We start from the raw sequence: 21,094 nt of genomic DNA, 5'->3' as shown, positions 1-21,094 counted from the left end.
AAAAGAGGATCCGGTGAGCTCTGCCGTTGACGATATCGACTTCGACGATCTGACCGCGCCCAAGCTGACCGACGTCCAACGCCAGATCCTGGAGTTCACCGAGGCCAGAGTCGTCGAGTTCGACATCGACCGGATGCTCGCGGAGGCGGTCGAGCAGGCCGGGCTGACGACAGTGGCCGATCTCGACGACGTCGACGGCTTCGGCGATCGACTCGAGGCGCACATAGCGGCCATCGAAGGCGACGAGGGCCTGCGTCAGCTCACGCGCTCATCACTGCGGCAACGCGTCGTGCGATTGCTGCGCAACCGGTTGTCGCTGACCGATCTCCTCACGCGGTATCCGGAAATCGAAGCCATCCCGATCGAGAACCCGTTCATCGTCGTCGGCATGCCGCGATCGGGCACCACTCATCTGGTGAATCTCATTGCCGCCGACCCTCGTCGGCGGGCGCTGCCGTACTGGGAGAGCCAGGAACCCTTTCCCGCTCGCGGCCAGGGCCCCGACATCTCCGGGGTGGATCCGCGCTACGCGCGGGCCAAGTCCGAGCACGACGCGCTCATGGCCAGCGCCCCGGTGGTGGCGGCCATGCACGACCGATTCCCCGAGGCGATCGAGGAGGAGGTGGAACTGCTCGACCTCGATATGGCCGCTTATGTCCTGGAATGGCATGCGCGCGTACCGGATTGGCGCGACTACTACCTGAACCTGGACCAGACCCGGCACTACGCATACCTGCGGAAAGTCCTCCAGGCGTTGACTTTCCTGCGCGGCCCGCGGACCTGGGTCCTGAAAAGCCCGCAGCACTGCGAGCAGCTCGGTCCGCTCCTGGCGACGTTTCCCGACGCGACAGTGGCTTTCACGCACCGGGATCCCGTCGCGGTGATCCAGTCGGCGGTCACCATGATGGCCTACTCCGATCGGCTGCGCCGAACGAGCATCGATCCGGACTGGCTGCTCGACTACTGGACCGACCGCGTGCACCGGCTGCTGAGCGCGTGCGTGCGCGACCGCGACCTGGTGCCGGTCGAACGCAGCGTCGACATCAGCTTCCATCAGCTGAACGCCGGCGAAATGCCGGTGCTCGAGCGGCTTTACCAATGCGGCGGCGTCGAACTGACACCGAAGGTGCGGGAGCGGTTCCAGAAGTACCTGGAGGGCAATCCGCGGGGCAAACATGGTCGCATCCGCTACGACCTGCATCGGCACTTCGGCATCACGGCCGACGAGCTGCGCCGACGATTCGACTTCTACTTCGACAAGTTCGACGTCCAGGCCGAGACGTAGCCCGAAGGGAACGAGAACGATGAGCTTCGAACCGGTCTACCGCAGCAGGCCCGGGGCCGACGCCATGCGGCCCGCGGCCGCCGACCGGGCCGAGGAGATCGCGCCCGGGCTGTGGTGTTCACCGGGGCTCTCGAACGCCTATCTGCTCACCACGCGCGAGGGCCGGGTGATCGTCAACACCGGCATGGGGTTCGAGGGCCCGGTGCATCGCGCGAACTTCGACGCCGTCGACCCCTCGCCGGTGCGCTACGTCATCTTCACCCAGGGCCACGTCGACCACGTCGGCGGCCTGGACAGCGTGCGCGACCCCGGCACGACCGTGGTCGCGCAGGCGAACTGGACGTTGTGGCGCGACGACAACGAGCGCCTCATCCCGTACCGCGCCAGCCGCAGCGCCTTCGCGTTCAAGGACACCCTGGCCGCCGGCATCCAAGCCGTTCAGCGGCGCCTCGGTAGCACCCGGTTGGCCGGCCAGAGCATTCCCGTCGTGGACCTCGACTTCGAAGACACGCTGACCCTGCAGCTCGGGGGCCGGCGGATGGAGCTGATCTCGGTGCCCGGCGGCGAAACCACCGATTCGCTGGTGGTGTGGCTGACGGATGAGCGGATCTGCTTGTGCGGGAACACCTTCGGCCCGCTGTTCGGGCACATTCCCAACCTGGTCACCATGCGCGGCGACCGGTACCGCGACGCCCTGACCGCGATCGCGTCGGTGGAGCGAGTGCGCGACCTGAGGCCCGAACTCCTCGTGACCGGCCATTTCGAACCGATCGCGGGCGCCAAGCGCATCCACGCCGAACTGAGCCGGCTGTGCGACGCCATCCGCTACGTCCACGACCAGACCGTCGAGGGAATGAACGCCGGCAAGGACGTCCGGACCCTGATGCGCGAGATCACGTTGCCCGCGGAATGCGAAGTGGGGCAAGGCTATGGAAAGGTGGCCTGGGACGTGCGGGCCGTCTGGGAGACCTACTCCGGCTGGTTTCACCACGGGTCGACCACCGAACTCTATCCGGTCGAGTTCGATGCCGTGGCCGCCGACGTTGTCGAACTGGCCGGGGCCGACGCTCTATTGGTTCGGGCCCGGGAACACCTTGCCGCCGGCCGCCCGCTGCACGCCATCCACCTGGCCGAGCTTGTCCCGCCAGACGACGCCGGGGCACGGTCCGTGCTGCGGGACGCCCATGAAAAACTGCTGGCCGGGAGCTCCAACTTCTGGGAAAGTGCCTGGCTCAGAAACCAGATAGCGAGGAACGCATGACGGCGCGCGTCAGCTTCGACTTCACGGGCACCACGGCGCTGATCACCGGCGGCACCAGCGGAATCGGGCACGCGACCGCCGTCTTGTTCCGCGACGCCGGGGCGCGCGTCGCCGTCACCGGGACCAAGCCGGCGCCGGACGACTACGAGACCGACCTGTCCGGCATGGACTATCACCGGCTGCAGATCAGCGACCCGGAGTCGATCGACGCGCTGGCGCAGAAGTTCACCCGCCTCGACGTGCTGGTCAACAACGCCGGCGCCAATTTCCCCCGCGGCCTGGACGAATCGAAGCCGGACGGGTTCGAGGCGTCGGTCGCGCTGAACCTCACCGGACCCTATCGGCTGACCGTCGGGCTCTATCGCGCCCTGAAGGCGTCGACCGCGGCCGGCGGTGCCAGCGTGGTGAACCTCGCGTCGATGTCCGCGCTCCGGGCCGTGCCGTTGGTGCCCGGCTACGGCGCGGCGAAGGCCGGGATCGTCTGCATTACCAGGAACCTCGCGGTCAAGTGGGCCGGAAAGGGAATCCGGGTGAACGCGGTGGCGCCAGGCGCCATCGATACCCCGATGACCGCGCCAATGCACGGCTCGGCCGAGTTGGTGGAGACCGAGTTGGTGCATATCCCGTTGCGCCGCTTCGGGTCCGTGGGGGAGATCGCCCCCACCATCGCCTTCTTGTGCACCGAGCAAAGTAGCTATACCAGCGGCGCGGTGTTCGTTGTCGACGCCGCGTCGGACTGCGTCTGAGACACGAGGAGAACATGGCAATCGCGCTGCGACCCGAGGACTTCTACCACACCGGCATCGTCGTGCCCGACCTCGATGCGGCCATGGCCCGGCTGAGCGCGCTGGGCGGCTACCGGTGGATCACCCCGATGAGCTACACCCTGCCGTTCCGCACCGCGACCGGCGTCCGCGAACTGACCTCCACGATCGTCTACTCGTTGCAGAGCCCGCACGTCGAACTCGTCCAGGAGGTGCCCGGGACTCCGTGGACCGCCGCGCCCGGCAACGCGGTCCATCACATCGGCTACTTCAGCGACGACCTGGCCACGAGCGGACAGGTTCTGCAGGACAACGGCTTCACCCTCGAGATGACAGCCGACGTGGCCGGCTCCCACCTCGGCCTGTTCGCCTACTACACGGACGCTTTCGGCACGCGCATCGAGATCGTCGACCGCGCGCTGTTTCCCGACTTCCCGGCGTTTCTGCGGTCGATGGCGGGCCCGGGGGAGGCGTGACGTGTTGCTGACGGTGTTGCGCTTCAACTTCGCGTCCCCGCAGGGCGAAGCGCGCACGCAGAGCGCGTTGTTGTCGGCCGCCCTCGAGTTGGCGCAGTGGGGTGAGTCGCGCGGCATCACCTCGGTCAGCGTCGACGAGCACCACGCGACCGGACACGGCTGGAGTTGCAACCCCATCATGGCGTCGGCGATGTTCCTGGCGCGGACTTCGAGGCTGATCGCCAGCGTCGACTGTGCCCTGGGCCCGCTCTGGAATCCGGTACGCCTCGCCGAGGACATCGCGTTGGTCGACAACATGAGCCGGGGCCGGCTGCACACCACGCTCGGCCTGGGTTACCGCGCGATCGAATACGAGGCTTTGGGAACCGAGTTCACGCAGCGCGGTGCGCTGATGGACGGACTGCTCGAGCGCATGCTCTCGGTGTGGTCCGGGGCCGACGCGGGAATCTGTGCCGGCACCTGGACGCGGCCGCATCCACCGCTTTATGTCGGGGGCGGCGCGCGGGCCACGGCGCGGCGAGCGGCGCGATTCCGGTTGCCGCTCAGCCTGGCCGACCACCTGCCCGACATCGCCGCCTTCTACCGCGAGTTGTGTGCCGACGCGGGCATGACGCCGCTCATCCTCATGCCGGGGCCGGTCAACCGCGGGATGATCTTCCTGCACGAGGACCCCGACCGGGCCTGGGCGGAGCTGGGCGACCACATCCTTTGGGAGGCCGTCACTTACGGCGGATGGTCAACCGACCAGCGGTCCCTCATGCATTTGCCCGGCGTGCAAACGCTGGACCAGGTCAAGGCGTCGGGACGGTACCGGTTCCTGACCCCCGATGAGCTGATCGCCGAGGTGCGCGACGCCGACAACTACGGGCCGCTCGTGATGCATCCGCTGGTCGGCGGCATGCCCGTCGACGAAGCGTGGAAGTCGGTCCAGTTGCTCACCGACAAGGTGCTGCCCGCGCTCAGCTAATTGCGCCGAAGTTCCGATTGCGCATGCGAACAAGGGGTATGCGGCCCACCATGAGAACTGAAGCGAGAAGAGCCCTGGGGGTCCTCGGCGGCTGAGCCGCGCCCGGTCAACCCGTAACGGGGCCACGATGACGAATCCGGCCCCGCCGCACCATTCCGCGCCGGCGAGCAGCCCCTCGCGCGCGCCCGACAGCGGCGACCTGAGGTTGAATGGGGGGCATGGCGAACCCCGCGTCCCAGGTGGCGATCCTCGATGACTACGCGGGCGTGGCACTGCGGCTTGCCGACTGGTCGCCGGTGCAAACCCGTTCCCGCGTGACGGTTTTCGACCGCCACCTGTCCGAGGAAGAGGCGGCGGAGGCGCTGCGGCCCTTCGACGTCATCTGTACCCTGCGCGAGCGGATGGCGCTGCCGCGGACGCTGCTCGAGCGGTTGCCGAAACTCAAGCTGATCACCATCGTCGGCACCAGCCTGCCCAACCTGGACCTGGCCGCGGCCACCGAGCGGGGGATCCTGGTCGCCAACACCGATTTCGCCCACCCGCGGTTCCGCTCGGTCCAGGACGCCACGCCCGAGTTCGCCTGGGGACTGCTGATCGCCACGGTGCGCAACCTGGCCGAAGAGCACCGCCGCATGCGAGACGGCGGCTGGCAGGTGACGACGGGTCTCACGCTGTCCGGCAAGACGCTCGGGCTGCTCGGCCTCGGCCGGGTGGGCACGCGGATGGCCGGATACGCGAAAGCCTTTGGCATGGAGGTCATCGCGTGGAGCCAGAACCTCACCGCGGACGCCGCCGCGGCGGTGGGCGCGCGCCGGGTCGACAAGGCGGCGCTGTTCGAGGAGGCCGACGTGGTGTCCATCCATGTGGTGCTCTCCGAGCGCACGCGCGGCCTGGTCGGCGAGCCCGAGCTGGCCCTGATGAAGCCGCAAGCGTACCTGATCAACACGTCGCGAGGGCCGATCGTGGACGAGGCCGCGATGATCGCCGCCCTCACGGCGCGCCGCATCGCCGGCGCCGGACTCGACGTCTACGACATCGAACCGCTGCCGACGGATCACCCGTTGCGGGTGCTCCCGAACGTCACCCTGTCGCCCCACCTGGGGTACGTCACCCGCGAAATGCTCGGTGCCTTCTACTCCGACACCGTTGAGTCGGTGGTCGCCTGGCTGGACGGGGCCCCCATTCGGATCGCCAACCCCGAGGCGTCGCGGGGGTGATCAGCCGCGCTTGCGTCTCCAGTGCGGACTCTTGACCGCTTCCAGCGCCTCGGTGACGTAGCGGTCCAATGGCCACGCGCGACCGGGCCGGCGGACCCATTGCTGGAAGCCGAAATCGGCCGCGGCGAAGGCGAGTTGGACCAGCAGGCCGGGACGGATGTCGGCGTCGGGGTTCACGCCCATGCGCCCCGCGATCAGCTTGGCCGCCCGCTCCTTGTCCGCGGGCGTGTGGACCGTGACCTTGCCCAGCAGACCGGGCGCCACCAGCAGCGCTTCTCGCCACTCGTCGGTGTCGGCCTGCTCGAATGACCGGGTCCGCGTGACGATGGCGTTGATCAACGCGACGTCCGGGGACTCGTTCGCGGGCCGCTGCTCGAGCAGGTTGACGATCGCGGCGCCGCCATGGCGAACGGGGGCGAGCAGCAGGTCTTCCTTCGTCGGCACGTGCCGGAAGAAGGTGCGCGCCGAAACACCCGCGGCGGCGGCGATCTCTTCCGTGGTGACGGCGTCGTACCCCCGCTCGACGAACAGCCGGAACGCCGCGCGCCTGATGTCGGCCCGGATCTGCGCGCGCTGCCGATCGCGCAGCGACTCGGGTCTGTCGGGCGAGCTCACCGGAAGCAGCCGATCCCGCCGTCGACGTGAATGGTCTGTCCGGTGATGAACGTCGAGTCGGTGCCCAGCAGGAACGCCACCAACGCGCCCACGTCGGTGCGGACATCGCCGATGCGCTTCATCGGTACGCGTCCGACGGCCTTCTCGTACTCCCTGGGCGCGAACGACTTCCAGAACTTGACGCCATCGGATTCGGCGAATGGGCAGATGACGTTGACGCGGATGTTGTCTCGCCCCCACTCCAGGGCGGCGACCTTCGACAGGCCCCGGATGGCCTCCTTGGCGGCGGCGTAGCCACCCCACTTCGGCTCACCGCCGGTGCCCGTGCCCGAGCCGAGGTTGACGATCGACCCGCCGCCCGCTTCGACCATGACGGGGTGTACGGCTTGCATGAGCAGGAAGGTCGCACGTGGGCCGACGTCGTGGCCGAGCGCGAAGTCTTCGGTGGTGATGTCGACGAATGCCTTGGGCTCGTTGGTGGCGATCGCGTTGTTGACCAGGCCGTGGACCATACCGAAGGCGTCGACGGCGGCCGTCACGATACGCGGTGCGCTGGCCGGGTCACGCAGGTCGGCGGTCAGCTTCTCGACGCGGCCCAGCGCCGACAGCTCCTCGGTCGTCGTGCCCAGCAGTTCGTCCTGGATGTCGACCAGCAGCACCGATGCGCCGCGCTCCAGCAGTGCGGCGGCGGTGCCCTTGCCCACACCCTGGGCGGCGCCGGTGACGATCGCGACGTGGCCGCGCATCGATTCGGGGTGCGAGTAGCTCATGTCGCGGGCCCCATTTGTAGCGGCACCCCGCGGTGCATCTCGTATGTGCTGCGCGCGCCGCCGGGAAGTTCGATGAACTCGATCGTGGTCCCGTCCGGGTCCTTGACGAAAAACATTCGCACGCCGCCGATCTCGAAGGGCTCCTGGTCGGGGGAGTGTCCGGCCGCGGTCACACGGCGGTGGGTGGCGTCGAGGTCGGTCACCGACAGGGCGACGTTGTGGATCCCGGTGACGCCGCGGAGTGCCGGCCGGTGCTCTGGAGTGTTCGTGCCCAGCGACAGCAGTTCGACCATCAACCCGCCGAGCAATCCGCCCACCACCCGGCCTTCCTGCTTGCGGGAGGCGTGCAGCGCGGCGTCGAAAGGCTCACCGGAGATCAGGGTTTCGAAGACGACCTCCATGCCGAGCAGGTCGCGGTAGAACGCCAGGGCGCGGTCCATGTCGGAGACCCCGACGACGAGGTGGCAGAACGAGACGTCGCCGAGGACGCCGGTCATGACGCCGCGAGGCCTAGAGCGGGGCGGCCCGCGAACAGGGGCAGGTCGAGATAGGTCTTGATCCCGGGTTCGGCCGCGCAGACGTCGGGGATGGCGTTGACGCAGTGGTTGGCCGTGGCCACCACGCCGGGATTCTTCACCAGCCCTTCGGCGATCGTCTCGGGTTGCAGGCCCTTGAAGGTGAGGCTCACGGTGGGATCGCCGGTGATCTCGACCTCGAACCGTTCGCCACGTCCGCCGAAATCCCAGGCCGGGTCCAGGTTTTCCTCGCCCATCAGCCAGTTGACCGCCGCCGTGATGACCGGTTCGCCGTCCACCAGGGCCTGCCAGCGGAACCGGCGAGCGGCCACGGCACCCGTCGTGATCGGAAACGGGGCGTAGTCGATGTCGGAGGTCGCGACCGCGACGTCCTGGATGGTCCTGATGTTTGGGTCGATGCGAAAACCCATGTGGTCGGCGATCATTCGAACCGACTGCTTGAAGCCCCCGTCCAGCAGGCCGGCCATGGGCCCCTGCATGGCTTCCTCGGGGGTACCGCCGAATCCCATGATGTGGCGCACGACGTCGGGGGCGTTGTAGGTGCGGATGTCGGAGAATTCCTCGGCGCGGACATGGGTGACGGCCGACGAGAGCGAGGACAGCATCAGCGGGAACCGCTCCGTGATGCCGCCGGGGTGGATCCCCGAACCGTGCAGGGTCACCCCGCCTTCGATCGCGGCGTCGGCGACGGCCCGGTGCCGCGGGTTGGTGGGGTCGGGGTATACCCAGCCGACCGGCGTGACGACGTTCTTGCCGGATCGCAGGATCGCGATCACCTCGTCGTCGTTGGGCACCAACGGGCTGTAGACGACGCAGTCGGCGTCCAGCGCCAGGATCTGCTCAGCGCTGGACGTGGCAGTGACACCGAGGTCGCCGGTTCCCAGGATCCGACCGACGTCGACCCCGTTCTTGTCCGCCGAGTGCACCCAGCAGCCGGTCAGCTCCAACTGCGGATGATTGAGCACGCACGCGATGGCCGCCTTGCCGACGCCCCCGGTCGCCCATTGGATGACGCGGAGCTTGGACGGACTGCTCATCTGGGTGACCTCCGAATCGCATGCCTTTACACGTCGATGACCGGAATGGCACAGTATGACCCGCTGACAGTGACTGTCAACATCGGCCCGGCGTAGGAAGGCCCGTCATGAATGCCCTGGACGGCAAAGTCGCGATCGTGACGGGAACCAGCCGCGGTGTGGGCGTCGGCATCGCCCACGAGCTGCTCCGGGCCGGCGCCACCGTCGTCGGCTGTTCACGTTCGCCGCTGGACGCCATCCCCGATGTCGAACCCGAGTGGGCGGGGCGGGCCTCACAAAAGGTCTGCGACCAAGGGGACTACCGCGCGATCGACTCGTTCGTCGCCGACGTCGTCGCCGAGCACGGCCGCATCGACATCCTGGTCAACAATGCCGGCGGGACGGTTCCGGCGCCACACGCGGAGAGCATTCCCGCACTGGTGCAACGCATTCAGGGTGCGCCGCCGAGCGACGACGAGTATGAGCGCACGGCTCTCTTTCACGCGTTCGCGGTGCAGATGAACCTGATCAGCCCCCTTTGGTTCGCGATCCGCGCGTACCGGCAGATGCGCACCCAGGACGGGGTCGGTTGCATCATCAACATCTCCAGCGGGGCCGGGCATCCGGCGGGGTCGCCGACGTTGGTCTCCTACGGCGCCGCCAAGAGCGGGCTCAACCATCTCACCCGATCGCTGGCCGAGGAGTGGGGACCCAAGGTCCGGGTCAACTGCATCGCCCTGGGGCCGACCATGACCGAGAACTTTCGGTCGTTCGTGCTCCCGAAAGACGACCCCACCGGCGCAAAGTATTTCGCGGCTGTCCCGCTGCATCGGGCGGGCGAACCGGCGGAGGTGGGCCGGGTCTGCGTATTCCTCGCCGGCGGGGAGGCCGACTTCGTCAACGGCACCACCATCGAGCATGACGGCGGCATGTTGCCCGGCGTCCTGTACGAAGCGGGCCTGAAGACCATCACCGATCTGCTGTAATCGTCTTTCATGAGCCACTCCCTGGAGCCCACTCCCGAACAGTTCGCGGCCCTGGCCACCCGGCCCGCCGACGAGCCGGTGGTGATGGTCAACCTGTTGAAGTTCAAGACCCCGGGCGGACGGGAGTCCTACCAGCGCTACGCCCTGGAGGTCGCGCCACACCTGCGGCGGGTGGGTGCCACCGTCCGTTACGCGGGAACCGCACCGGCCTTTGTGATCGGTGACGATGAAAAGCCTTGGTGGGATGCCATTCTGGTCGTCGAGTATCCGTCACCGCAGGCATTCATGGATATGGTGAGCACTCCTGAGTACGCCGAGGTTCACCAACACCGCGCCGCCGGCCTGGAGCGCGGTGACCTGATCGCCACGTCGGTATGGTCAGTCGCGGGCGACTGAGACTCAGAGCTTGTAACCGATTGCGCGCAGCAGATCGTGGCGCTCGGCCACCTCACGATCGCCTTCCACCGCGACGGGCGTCTGCCCGTCGATGACGCCAATGATGCCGCGACCGCGCGGAGAAACAGCAACCAGGACATCAACCGGGTTGGCAGTGGCGCAGTAGATCCCGCAGACTTCGGGCACCGACTTCACGGGATTGAGGACGTTGACCGGAAAGCCCTCACGCAAGAAGATCACGAAGCTATGCCCGGCCGCGATGGCCAGCGCCGCGCGCGTCGCCAAGTCGACCAAATCGGCGTCGTTGCCGCTGCGGCGAACCAACCGCGGCCCCGACGCCTCGCAGAAGGCCACTCCGAACCGCAGCGACGGGCTGACTCCGGCCAGGGCCTCGTGCAGGTCTTCGACGGTTTTGACGAAATGTGCCTGGCCGATGATTACGTTGACATCCTCGGGCTTGTCAACGGCCACCACATCCCACGTCAGCGATGTTGTCGTCACCAGCCCATGCTGCCACCGGCTACGGCCGCCCGAAAGACTTCTTTGCCGCCTCTTTGCCAATCGAACCAACTGAGGACCAATGACTTGTGTGCTGGGTTCAAAAAACCCGTCCTAACGCCGCCGGTAGCCGATAGCGTCTCTCATCGACGGCCCGTTTCAGTAGGGGAAAGAGCGATGAACGCCTTGCTCGATCTCATCGAGGAAAGACACCACGTGCGCGTGCCGTTTGATCGGGCCACACAGTGGAGTTTCCGCCCGAGGGTGCGCCGCGGGACCGCAGAACTTGCCCACCGCAACCATTTCGGTAACAAAACCATCGGCTCAGGAGTGCAGCGATGACCGTCTTGATGACCGGGTTTCCCGGCTTTCTCGGTAGCGCGTTGCTGCCGGGCATCCTCAGGCGCACCGGCGAGTCGGCCATCTGTCTAGTGCAACCGAAGTTCGGCACGCTGGCACGGCGACGCGTGGACGAACTGAGCTCCGCGGAACCGTTTCTCGACGGGCGGATCCGGCTAGTCGAAGGCGACATCACCCAACCCGGTCTCGGCGTTGCACCAGATACCTTCGCCGAGGTCACCGAGGCGTGGCACCTGGCCGCCGTGTACGACTTGGCGGTGCCGCGCGACGTGGCGGTCCGGGTCAACGTCGACGGCACCCGAAACGTCCTGGATGCGCTCGGACGCTGTCGGAGCCTGACGCGCCTGCACCACTTCAGCACCTGCTACGTCAGCGGCCGCTATGCCGGCCCGTTCAGCGAGGATGACCTCGAAGTCGGTGCGCCGTTCAACAACTACTACGAAGAGACCAAGCACCTCGCCGAGGCGGAGGTGCGCTGGCATATGGCCGCGGGCATGCCCGCCACGATCTATCGCCCCTCGATTGTCGTCGGCGACAGCCGTACCGGGCAGACACAAAAATTCGACGGCCCCTACTTCGTCATGCAGTGGTTGCTGCGACAGCCTCGCTACGCGATCTTCCCGATGGTGGGTGATCCCATGAAGACGCGCGTCAACGTGGTCCCGCGCGACTTCGTCGTCGACGCGGTCGGATATCTGAGCGGCCTTTCGGTTTCGGAGGGGCGCACCTATCAGCTGGCGGATCCGCGTCCCCTCACGGTCGATGAGATGGCGGATACGCTGGCCCAGGCGACGGGTCGCGAACTGCTCAAGATCCGGCTGCCCCTGAAATTGACGAAAGCTGCACTGGCGCACGTTCCGGGGCTCTACCGCCTGATGCGGATCCCTCCCGAGGCGGTCGATTACTTCGCCCAGCCCACCTTCTACTTGACCGATCATTGTCGGGCCGATCTCGCCGGCAGTGGTATCGAGCCGCCCGCGTTCCGCAGCTATGTCGATCGACTCGTGGATTTCATGCGCAGCCATCCTGACATCGGCTCGGCGGCGATGTTCTGAAGTGCGCCGTCGCCCGGCGCCAGTCGGGGTCTAATGGGTGGATGGAACTGATGATGCCCACCGACGCGATATTTCTGCTGGGAGAGTCGCGGGAACACCCCATGCACGTCGGTGGCTTGCAGTTGTTCGAGATGCCGGACGGCGCCGGTCCCGGCTTCGTCCGGGACCTCTATGACCGGTTGATCGCGCAGCAGGATTTTCAGCCCACCTTCCGCAAGCATCCGGCGACGTTCGTCGGCGGAATCGCAAACCTGGGCTGGTCCTACGACAACGACGTCGACGTCGACTACCACGTCCGGCGCTCGGCGGTGCCGTCACCCGGTCGGATCCGTGAATTGCTGGAGCTGACGTCGCGCTGGCACAGCAGCCTGCTGGACCGTCACCGCCCCCTGTGGGAGACGCACATCATCGAGGGCCTCAAGGATGGCCGGTTCGCCATCTACACCAAGGTTCACCATGCACTGATCGACGGCGTCTCCGCGCAGAAACTGATGCAGCGCGCGTTGTCGACAGACCCCGAGGACGCCGAGATGCGCGCGCCGTGGAGCCTGCCCAAGAGTAAACGCAAGAGCAGCCCGGTGAGCCCGTTGCGTTCGGCGCTGCGTGCGGCGGGATCGCTTGCGGCACTTGCCCCGTCGACGGTCTCGCTGGCCCGGGCGGCGTTGCTCGAGCAGCAGCTGACGTTGCCCTTCGGAGCCCCGCGCACCATGCTGAACGTCAAGATCGGCGGCGCGCGCCGCTGCGCCGCGCAGTCATGGTCGCTGGACCGCATCAAAGGCGTCAAGAAGGCCGCCGGGGTCACCGTCAACGACGTCGTGCTGGCGATGTGTTCGGGCGCCCTGCGCTACTACCTGCTCGAGCAGAACGCGCTGCCGGACACCCCGCTGATCGCGATGGTCCCGGTGAGCCTGCGCACCGAGGACGAGGCCGACGCCGGGGGCAACCTCGTCGGCGCCATCCTGTGCAATCTCGCCACCGCTACCGACGATCCCGCGCAGCGACTGCAGACCATCAGCGATTCGATGCGCCGGAACAAGACGGTGTTCTCGCAGTTGCCCCGCTTCCAGGCGCTGGCGCTGTCCGCGGCCAACACGTCGGCGCTGGCTCTGGCGGCCGTCCCGGGCTGGGTGGCCTCCACGTCGCCGCCGTTCAACATCATCATCTCGAACGTGCCCGGGCCCACCCAGCCGATCTACTACGGGGGCGCCCGCCTCGACGGCAACTACCCGATGTCCATCGCGCTGGACGGCCAGGCGCTGAACATCACCCTCGCCAACAACGCCGGCAATCTCGATTTCGGCCTCGTGGGATGCCGGCGGAGCGTGCCGCACCTGCAGCGCCTGCTGGCGCACCTGGAGTCGTCGCTAAAGGACCTGGAACGTTCGGTCGGGTCCTGAGCGGATGCCGAGGCTCAGTGCGGGTGTGCTGTTGTATCGGACCCGCGGCGGCGTAGTCGAGGTCTTGATCGCGCATCCGGGCGGCCCGTTCTGGGCGCGAAAAGACAACGGGGCCTGGTCGATTCCCAAAGGTGAGTACGCCGACGGGGAGGATCCGTGGGTGGCCGCGCAACGCGAGTTCTTCGAAGAGCTGGGGCTTTCGGTGCCGGTCGGAACCCGCCTGGACCTCGGACAACTCAAGCAGTCCGGCGGCAAGGTGGTCACCGCCTTCGCCGTGAGTGGTGACCTCGACGTGACCGACGCGCGCAGCAACACCTTCGAATTGGAGTGGCCGAAGGGGTCGGGAACGGTGCGGGAGTTCCCGGAGGTCGACCGGGTGGGCTGGTTTTCAGTGGCGCAGGCGCGCGTCAAGCTGCTGAAGGGCCAGCTCGGGTTTCTTGACCGACTGATGGCGCATACGGATTTGACGGGATTACCCGAAGGGACCTGATACGCAGGCATCTCGGCCGGAAGCGGACGACGGGCAGAATGGCCGCATGACGACCGCGCCGACCGACTCCCAGGGCTTGTTGTTGCAGCTGCTGGACCCGGTCAACCGGCCCGACCCCTATCGGCTTTGCGCACAGTTTCGCGATGGCGGAGCCTTGAAGCTGCCCGAGGCCAACCTGGCCGTGTTCTTGAGTTACCGAGACTGCGACGAAGTGTTGCGGCACCCGTCGTCGAGCAGCGACAACGTCAACTCGACGGTCGCGAAGCGCCAAGGCGAGGCCGGGACGGCACCACGCAGGCAGGGGCCGCCGGGTTTCCTGTTTCTCGATCCGCCCGACCACACCCGCCTGCGCAGGCTGGTGAGCAAGGCGTTTGCGCCGAAGGTGGTGAGCGCGCTGGAGCCCGACATTCGTGCGCTGGTCGACGGGATGCTCGATCGGGTCGCCGAGAGGGGCCACTTCGAGGTCGTCGAGGATTTCGCCTACCCGCTGCCGGTCGCGGTGATCTGCCGGTTGCTCGGTGTGGCGCTCGACGACGAGCCGCAGTTCAGCCGGGCGTCGGCGTTGTTGGCTCAGGCGCTGGACCCGTTTTCGACGATCACCGGCGTGCCACCGGACATCGCGCACCAACGACAACAAGCCGGGGCCTGGCTGCGCGAATACTTCCACGGGCTGATCGACCGCCGCCGTTCACAACCTGGAGACGACCTGCTGTCGGGGCTGATCGCGGTGGAGGAGTCCGGCGATCAACTCACCGAGGAGGAGATCGTCTCCACCTGCAACCTGCTCCTGATCGCCGGACACGAGACCACGGTGAACCTCATCGGGAATGCGATGCTGGCAATGCTGCGCAATCCCGGGCAGTGGGCTGCCCTGGGTGCCGACCCCGGTCGAGCGCCGGCGATCGTGGAAGAGACGCTGCGCTACGACCCGCCCGTGCAGTTGGTCGGCCGAATCGCTCTCGCGGACATGGTGATTGGTGGGGTCGAGGTGCCGGCGGGCGACGTGATGATGCTCCTGCTCGCCGCAGCCCATCGTGATCCCGCGGAATTCGATCGGCCCGATGTGTTCGATCCGGACCGGAAGGGGTTGCGGCACTTGGGCTTTGGCCGGGGAGCCCACTACTGCCTGGGCGCGCCGCTGGCCCGGCTGGAGGCCGGCGTGGCGCTGTCGGCGGTGACGGCGCGCTTCCCGGGCGCACGGCTGGACGGTGAGCCGCAATACAAGGCCAACGTCACGCTGCGGGGGCTGTCGCGCCTGCAACTCGCGGTTTAGGTCGGCCGCGGTATAGCTCAGCCGCGCTCCCACGGCGGGCTTTCGCCCATCTTCTGGTAGTACTTCGCCAGGTGGCTCTTGACCCGATCGACGTCCGTCTTCGGTAGGTCGATGCCGCCGCGCGCGCCGTCCATGATGGCGCCCGCGGCCATCACCCCGCGCGGGACCGCCTGAAGGTCGCCGCCGACGACGTCGGCGATGAGCAGCTTATACGCCGTGAAGTTGTCCTTCTTGCCGTTGTCGTACCAGACGTGGGCGTCGCGGTACTTCCCGTTCGGCTGCTCCTCGGCCCCGGCCCACTTGCGGACCCGCTTCTCGGCGGCGTCACCATCCCACTTGCGGTCGCGATCGGCCAACGGCAGGTCTTGAAACGCTGTCACTGACATGTCGTTCGCGTGCCCGCCCGCTGCGGGCATTAAACGCTCCTGCGCCGCCGGTTATGCACAGTTGGATGTTTGTCCACAGGCTGGCGCTCGAGCGGTGCTCGGCGTCGTCGGTCGGGCCTACTATCGAAAGCATGTTCGAAGCCAGGTTGCCGACCGTCGAGGAGCTGGCGCGCGCCGAGGACGCGGAACTGACGGCCGCCATCGCCGAGTGCGCACGGGTAGAGGCGGCGGCCTCGGCGCGCAGGCTGGCCGCCATCGCGGAGCTGGTGCACCGCCGGGCCGACGGGCCGACCAGCTCCGCCCACTGGTCCTGCGACAACTGGGATGCCGTGGCCGCGGAAGTCGCCGCGGCACAAAACATCAGCCACGCCATGGCTTCGGGGCAGATGTACCTGGCCGCCGCGTTGCGCAATCGGCTGCCCCGGGTCACGGCTCTCTTTGCCGAGGGCACCATCAGCGCCCGCTTGGCGGCGACCATCGTGTGGCACACCGACCTCGTGAAGGACCCGGACACCCTGCAATTGATCGACACCACGCTGGCCGAAGACGCCGCGCGGTTCGGGCCGATGTCGGTCAACAAGACCGCGCAGGCCATCGACGTTGTGGTGGACCAGTACGATCCCGGCGCCCTGCGGCGCACTCGCGCCGCGGCCCGCAGCCGCGACGTCGTCATCGATCAATCCGATGACGAGTCGGGCACCGCCGCCGTGTGGGGTCGGCTCTATGCGCACGACGCGGCCATGTTGGACCGGCGCCTGCTGCAGATGGCCGGGGAGCTGTGCGGAGACGATCCGCGCACCGTCGCCCAGCGCCGTGCCGACGCGTTGGGAGCCTTGGCCGCCGGCTCGGACCGGCTCGCCTGTGGTTGCGGCAACGCGGACTGCCCGGCCGGCGCCGAGGCGGACGGGCGGGCGAGCGGCGTGGTAATCCACGTCGTCGCCGACGCTTCGACGCTGCAGGCCAGCCCGGACCCGCACATGTCGGGCGAGCGGCGTTCGCGGCCCATCACGGCCCGGACGACCTTGGCGGAGGCCCTGGCCCCCGATCCCGAGGCCGACGTCCCCGATCCCCGCCCGCCCGCGCTGATTCCCGGCGGCGGCATGATCTCGCCGGCGCTGGTCGCCGAGCTGATCCGTGGCGGGGCCAAAGTCCAACCAGTGCGCCATCCCGCCAACGCAGAGCCCGAGCCGGGTTACCGCCCGTCGGCCGAGCTGGAGCGGTTCATCCGGTGCCGGGACATGACGTGCCGGTTCCCCGGTTGTGATCGACCCGCCGAGTTCACCGACATCGACCACACGGTGCCCTACCCGCTGGGCCCTACCCACGCGTCCAACCTCAAGTGCTTATGCAGGAAGCACCACCTGCTGAAGACTTTTTGGACGGGTTGGCGCGACCAGCAACGGCCGGACGGCACCGTGGTGTGGACGTCACCGACCGGGCGGACGTACATCACCCGTCCGGGCAGTCGGCTTCTGTTTCCGGTACTGTGCGCCCCGACGGGCGAATTATCCAGTGCCCCAACGAACTATCGTCCCTGCGGCGATCGCGGCGTGATGATGCCCACTCGCCGGCGGACCCGACAAGAAGACCGAGCCCGCCGCATCGATGCCGAACGCGCGCTCAACGCCGCCCACATCGCCGAACGCAACCAGCCGCCGCCCTTCTAGCCCGGTCCGAGTCCGGGCACGATGTCACCGAGGCTGAAGGTGACCGGCTGCTCGAGTTGTTCGTATGTGCACGAGCGCGGGTCGCGGTCGGGCCGCCACCGGTTGAACTGCGCGGTGTGCCGAAAACGCCGGCCTTCCATATGGTCGTAGCGGACCTCGACCACGCGCTCGGGTCGCAGCGGCACGAACGAAAGATCCTTGCCCGCGTTCCAGCGCGAGAACTCGTTCTTGCGCGGCGTTCGTTCGCCGGCCTCGTGGGCGGCCCAGTTCCACGGGTGATCGTCGAAGTCGGTGACCAGCGGCTGGAGTTCGGCGAACAGGCGCCGCCGTTCGGCCATCGGGAAGGCGCCGATGACCCCGACGGACGCCAGTTGTCCGTCGTCCTGGTAGAGCCCGAGCAGCAGCGAGCCGATCGAGTCGCCGCCGGACTTGTGCACGCGGTAGCCGGCGACCACGCAGTCTGCGGTCCGTTCATGCTTGATCTTGAACATGACCCGTTTGTCGGGCTGATAGGTGACGGTCAGCGGTTTGGCGATGACCCCGTCGAGGCCGGCGCCCTCGAACTCGTCGAACCAGCGCCGCGCGAGGTCGATGTCGGTGGTGGCCGGCGTGACATGGATCGACGGGCCGGAGCCCCCCAGCGCCTCGACGAGGGCCGCGCGTCGCTCGCTGAACGGCCGCCGCGTGTAGTCGTCGTCGCCCAGGGCGAGCAAGTCGAACGCGATGAAGGACGCCGGCGTCGTCTCGGCGAGCATCCGCACCCGCGAGTCCGCCGGGTGGATGCGTTGTTGTAGCGCCTCGAAATCCAGGCCTTTGCCGGTAGCGATGACGATCTCCCCGTCGATGACGCAACGCTCCGGCAGCTCCGCCCGGACCGCGGCCACCAGCTCGGGAAAGTAGCGCGTCATGGGCCGTTCGTTGCGGCTGCCCAGCTCCACTTCGTCCCGGTCCCGGAAACAGATGGACCGGAACCCGTCCCATTTGGGTTCGTACGATGCGTCTGGCGGGATTGACCGCACCGATTTGGCCAGCATCGGCGACACCGGGGGCATGACAGGTAAGTCCATAGGCCGATTGTGCTGGAATCGTCGGTATGGCTGCTGCAGAAGAGCTCGATGTCGACGGTATTGCGGTGCGCTTGACCAACCCGGACAAGGTCTACTTCCCCGAGTTGGGCTCCAAAGGCACCAAGCGGAGACTCGTCGAGTACTACCTCGCAGTGGCTGCCGGACCGATGCTCGCGACGCTCCGCGACCGGCCGACCCATCTGCAGCGCTTCCCGGATGGCGTCGACGGCGAGGAGATCTACCAGAAACGCATCCCGCGGCACCATCCCGACTACCTGCAGACCTGCCGGGTGAGGTTTCCCTCCGGACGCACCGCGGACGCGCTCAAGGTCACGCACCCCGCGGCGATCGTCTGGGCGGCCCAGATGGGCACCATCACGCTGCACCCCTGGCAGGTGCGGTGCCCCGACACCGACCATCCCGACGAGTTGCGCATCGACCTGGACCCGCAGCCCGGCGTCGCCTTCGAGCAGGCGCGTACGGTCGCCGTCGACGTGTTGCGGCCGTTACTCGACGAGCTTGGTCTGGTCGGCTACCCGAAGACCTCCGGCGGCCGGGGGATCCACGTCTTCCTGCGGATCGCCACGGACTGGGACTTCATCGCGGTGCGTCGCGCCGGCATCGCGCTGGCCCGCGAAGTGGAGCGCCGCGCGCCCGAGGCCGTCACCACGTCATGGTGGAAAGAGCAGCGCGGCGAGCGCATCTTCATCGACTTCAATCAAAACGCCCGGGACCGCACCATGGCGTCGGCCTACTCGGTGCGGCCCACCCCGATGGCGACGGTGTCGACGCCGCTCACCTGGGACGAGCTGGCCGGCGCGGAACCCGACGACTACACCATCGCCTCCGTTCCCGGCCTGGTGAAGGGCCGCGACGACCCGTGGGCCGCGATGGACGACGCGGCGCAGTCGATCGCGCCCCTACTGGAGATGGCCGACGACGATGAGGAGCGCGGCCTGGGGGACCTGCCGTATCCGCCGAACTACCCGAAAATGCCCGGCGAACCGAAACGCGTTCAGCCCAGCCGGGATACGGACCGGAAGAACGATGGCGGCCGCTGAACCGGCCGGAGATTGTGGTTGCGCCCCAGAAACGACCCCTCGAAGTCACCTGGCGAACCTGACGCTTCTGGGGCAACAACTTTCAGCACAACTCTACTGCTGACCGCCTGCTCTGGCGAGACCATCGGGCAGATTGAAGAGATTTCTGCCGCCGCGACCAGCGGGAGTACCCGGACCGCCGACATCCCGCGTCCCAAGGACGCGACCGAGAACCGAACACCGGCCATCGGGAAGGCTTGAAGCACAAGTCACTTCGACGTATCAGGCCGCCCTGCGGCGGTTGGCCGCCGCTACGGCGAGAGCGCAACGGCGGCCAACCGTACGTGAACTGGTGACCCGATGCAAGCAGTGGATCACGACCGGGCGGGCGTGTGACTGGCCGCCCTTGCGGCCAGTTCTACGGCGTGCAGCTGATTGAGGTGCCGGTGCTGGTGCACGAGATGGTAGGCAGCGTACATCCGGAGCTTGCCAATGCGGTGAAGCCCAGGACCACGCCGAGAACGACTTTGTACTTCAAACGAGACATGAACACTCCGTTCGCCGATGAAGAAATGTTTCGCCCGAGGAGAGTTATAGTACGTGAGTAAAACGCGGAATGATGTGGGATTCAACAAATTTCAGGCGATCTACGTCAATTGTCTGACTGCACGACACCCATTTCCGCGAAACGTCGCAGAGCTGATTCCCTTGTGCCGCAGGGCTGGAGGAGATTCGTCACAGTGACTGACGAGCCGGCATGGCTCGGCGAGCGGACGCTCGAGTCTGCACGGCAATGGCGCGCGCACCTATCTGCGGCAGGACAGCAACCAACACGCCGGGTAATGCCCTGCCGATGCGAAATTGCTTGATTACCAAGCATCGTCACAAATCCAGGCGGCGGCTAGTCGGGTACGCTGACTGGCACGCTTAGGCAACTGCGGTGCCCCTGAGCAGGCCTAAGAGCGGACCATGCCAAGTAAGGCGTGCCAGTAGCGCAACCCCCGACGGCCGCCGGGCAACCTAACTGCAGGTGAGATTAGGGACCCGTGCAGGTTATTCCGGTGGTGGCAGTGCTGCAGTCAATCGTCAGCGGTACCGTGCAGCCGGAGCTTGTCAATGCGGTAGCGGCCAGGATCAGTCCGAGGGCAACCTTGTACTTCATGCGAGACATGAACCACTCCATCCGTTAGCGGAGAGACGTACGCCCGAGGTGAGCAATATTACGTGAGTGCAATGCGGAACACGATGGGATTCACCAAATTTCCGGCGATCGACGTGTCAACACTTTGAAAGCGGGCCGTGGCCCTCGGGTGAACCGCCGCACGCCGTGGGTTAAATCCGCCGCGCTGGGCCGCATTTAGCGCATTTGGCATTCATTCCTCGGCAAACGTCCACGCAGGCAACGGGTCTGGCATGGCCCGGCGTACCATCCAGGCTGGATCTTAAAGATATCCAGCCAATGCCAAACGTGCTCGCTGGAGTTGAGAAACGTACTACAGGTCTTGAAAAGGACACGAACAGCGTATCTCGGTATGCCCCATGGACCGCGCTGGCGCATTCGTCTTGGCTAAC

The 21,094-nt window shown here is 67.1% G+C and carries 21 protein-coding genes; 14 read left to right on the top strand and 7 right to left on the bottom strand.

Features of this window, described 5'->3' with window-relative positions; genetic code table 11:
* Window positions 1-13: 13 nt before the first annotated feature.
* From A5692_RS23675 to A5692_RS23650, 6 genes are all read left to right on the top strand, one after another.
* Entirely contained in the window at window positions 14-1,285 is a 1,272-nt protein-coding gene (locus tag A5692_RS23675) for a sulfotransferase (RefSeq protein WP_068060710.1), read from the top strand.
* A 19-nt stretch (window positions 1,286-1,304) separates the two neighbouring features.
* Complete coding sequence (locus A5692_RS23670; protein WP_068060705.1) at window positions 1,305-2,546, top strand: MBL fold metallo-hydrolase; 1,242 nt, start codon at window positions 1,305-1,307, stop codon at window positions 2,544-2,546.
* Window positions 2,543-3,292 (top strand): SDR family NAD(P)-dependent oxidoreductase, encoded by a 750-nt coding sequence (locus A5692_RS23665; RefSeq protein ID WP_068060702.1) that lies wholly within the window; start codon window positions 2,543-2,545, stop codon window positions 3,290-3,292. The genes A5692_RS23670 and A5692_RS23665 overlap by 4 nt, the downstream gene beginning before the upstream one ends.
* Before the next feature lie 14 nt (window positions 3,293-3,306).
* Window positions 3,307-3,786 carry a VOC family protein gene (locus A5692_RS23660; protein ID WP_068060699.1) on the top strand — a complete coding sequence of 160 codons (480 nt, stop codon included), beginning with the start codon at window positions 3,307-3,309 and terminating at the stop codon, window positions 3,784-3,786.
* Window position 3,787: 1 nt separating this feature from the next.
* A complete protein-coding gene (locus A5692_RS23655; RefSeq protein WP_068060694.1) occupies window positions 3,788-4,753 on the top strand; it encodes an LLM class flavin-dependent oxidoreductase in 966 nt (321 codons plus the stop codon).
* A 218-nt stretch (window positions 4,754-4,971) separates the two neighbouring features.
* On the top strand, window positions 4,972-5,970 hold the full coding sequence (locus A5692_RS23650) for a D-2-hydroxyacid dehydrogenase family protein (RefSeq protein ID WP_068060692.1): 999 nt from the start codon (window positions 4,972-4,974) through the stop codon (window positions 5,968-5,970).
* On the opposite strand, the gene A5692_RS23645 is transcribed toward A5692_RS23650, so the two are convergent.
* From A5692_RS23645 to A5692_RS23630, 4 genes are read right to left on the bottom strand one after another with little or no spacing between them, the layout of a single operon-like run.
* Window positions 5,971-6,585 carry a TetR/AcrR family transcriptional regulator gene (locus A5692_RS23645; protein WP_068060688.1) on the bottom strand — a complete coding sequence of 205 codons (615 nt, stop codon included), beginning with the start codon at window positions 6,583-6,585 and terminating at the stop codon, window positions 5,971-5,973.
* Window positions 6,582-7,355, bottom strand: coding sequence for an SDR family NAD(P)-dependent oxidoreductase (locus tag A5692_RS23640; protein WP_068060685.1), 774 nt, complete (start codon window positions 7,353-7,355; stop codon window positions 6,582-6,584). The genes A5692_RS23645 and A5692_RS23640 overlap by 4 nt, the downstream gene beginning before the upstream one ends.
* Entirely contained in the window at window positions 7,352-7,852 is a 501-nt protein-coding gene (locus tag A5692_RS23635; RefSeq protein ID WP_068060683.1) for a VOC family protein, read from the bottom strand. Before A5692_RS23635 ends, A5692_RS23640 begins: the two co-directional genes overlap by 4 nt.
* The gene (locus A5692_RS23630; protein WP_068060680.1) at window positions 7,849-8,928 is read right to left on the bottom strand and encodes a dihydrodipicolinate reductase; all 1,080 of its coding nucleotides are present in this window, start codon (window positions 8,926-8,928) and stop codon (window positions 7,849-7,851) included. The genes A5692_RS23635 and A5692_RS23630 overlap by 4 nt, the downstream gene beginning before the upstream one ends.
* Window positions 8,929-9,035: 107 nt before the next feature.
* Here A5692_RS23630 and A5692_RS23625 point away from each other — a divergent pair, with 107 nt between their 5' ends.
* Window positions 9,036-9,893, top strand: a complete 858-nt coding sequence (locus A5692_RS23625) for an SDR family NAD(P)-dependent oxidoreductase (RefSeq protein WP_068060678.1) — start codon at window positions 9,036-9,038, stop codon at window positions 9,891-9,893.
* A gap of 9 nt (window positions 9,894-9,902) precedes the next feature.
* Window positions 9,903-10,289, top strand: coding sequence for a DUF1330 domain-containing protein (locus tag A5692_RS23620; protein ID WP_068060676.1), 387 nt, complete (start codon window positions 9,903-9,905; stop codon window positions 10,287-10,289).
* A 3-nt stretch (window positions 10,290-10,292) separates the two neighbouring features.
* Here the strand turns inward: A5692_RS23620 and A5692_RS23615 are convergent, their stop codons facing one another.
* The gene (locus A5692_RS23615) at window positions 10,293-10,790 is read right to left on the bottom strand and encodes an adenosine-specific kinase (RefSeq protein ID WP_068060670.1); all 498 of its coding nucleotides are present in this window, start codon (window positions 10,788-10,790) and stop codon (window positions 10,293-10,295) included.
* Between the two features lie 335 nt (window positions 10,791-11,125).
* Here A5692_RS23615 and A5692_RS23610 point away from each other — a divergent pair, with 335 nt between their 5' ends.
* Genes A5692_RS23610 through A5692_RS23595 form a run of 4 tightly spaced genes read left to right on the top strand, consistent with a single transcriptional unit; the run spans window position 11,126 to window position 15,362 of the window.
* Window positions 11,126-12,202: an SDR family oxidoreductase gene (locus A5692_RS23610; protein WP_068060668.1), complete on the top strand. Its 1,077-nt coding sequence runs from the start codon at window positions 11,126-11,128 to the stop codon at window positions 12,200-12,202.
* A 41-nt stretch (window positions 12,203-12,243) separates the two neighbouring features.
* Window positions 12,244-13,599, top strand: a complete 1,356-nt coding sequence (locus tag A5692_RS23605; protein WP_068060662.1) for a wax ester/triacylglycerol synthase family O-acyltransferase — start codon at window positions 12,244-12,246, stop codon at window positions 13,597-13,599.
* Between the two features lie 4 nt (window positions 13,600-13,603).
* Complete coding sequence (locus A5692_RS23600) at window positions 13,604-14,089, top strand: NUDIX domain-containing protein (RefSeq protein WP_068060659.1); 486 nt, start codon at window positions 13,604-13,606, stop codon at window positions 14,087-14,089.
* Between the two features lie 46 nt (window positions 14,090-14,135).
* On the top strand, window positions 14,136-15,362 hold the full coding sequence (locus A5692_RS23595; protein ID WP_068060657.1) for a cytochrome P450: 1,227 nt from the start codon (window positions 14,136-14,138) through the stop codon (window positions 15,360-15,362).
* Between the two features lie 17 nt (window positions 15,363-15,379).
* Here A5692_RS23595 and A5692_RS23590 read toward each other — a convergent pair whose 3' ends face one another.
* Entirely contained in the window at window positions 15,380-15,748 is a 369-nt protein-coding gene (locus A5692_RS23590; RefSeq protein ID WP_068060655.1) for a hypothetical protein, read from the bottom strand.
* A 131-nt stretch (window positions 15,749-15,879) separates the two neighbouring features.
* On the opposite strand from A5692_RS23590, the gene A5692_RS23585 reads away from it, so the two are divergent.
* On the top strand, window positions 15,880-17,415 hold the full coding sequence (locus A5692_RS23585; RefSeq protein ID WP_068060652.1) for an HNH endonuclease signature motif containing protein: 1,536 nt from the start codon (window positions 15,880-15,882) through the stop codon (window positions 17,413-17,415).
* Here A5692_RS23585 and A5692_RS23580 read toward each other — a convergent pair.
* On the bottom strand, window positions 17,412-18,482 hold the full coding sequence (locus A5692_RS23580) for an ATP-dependent DNA ligase (protein ID WP_068060650.1): 1,071 nt from the start codon (window positions 18,480-18,482) through the stop codon (window positions 17,412-17,414). The genes A5692_RS23585 and A5692_RS23580 overlap by 4 nt on opposite strands.
* A 26-nt stretch (window positions 18,483-18,508) precedes the next feature.
* On the opposite strand from A5692_RS23580, the gene ligD reads away from it, so the two are divergent.
* Window positions 18,509-19,543, top strand: a complete 1,035-nt coding sequence (gene ligD, locus A5692_RS23575; protein ID WP_068060648.1) for a non-homologous end-joining DNA ligase — start codon at window positions 18,509-18,511, stop codon at window positions 19,541-19,543.
* Window positions 19,544-21,094 lie beyond the last annotated feature (1,551 nt).

Source organism: Mycobacterium sp. E342, from assembly GCF_001667665.1.
In the GTDB taxonomy this organism is placed as follows: Bacteria; Actinomycetota; Actinomycetes; order Mycobacteriales; family Mycobacteriaceae; genus Mycobacterium.
This window is presented reverse-complemented; position numbering and strand designations above follow the sequence as displayed.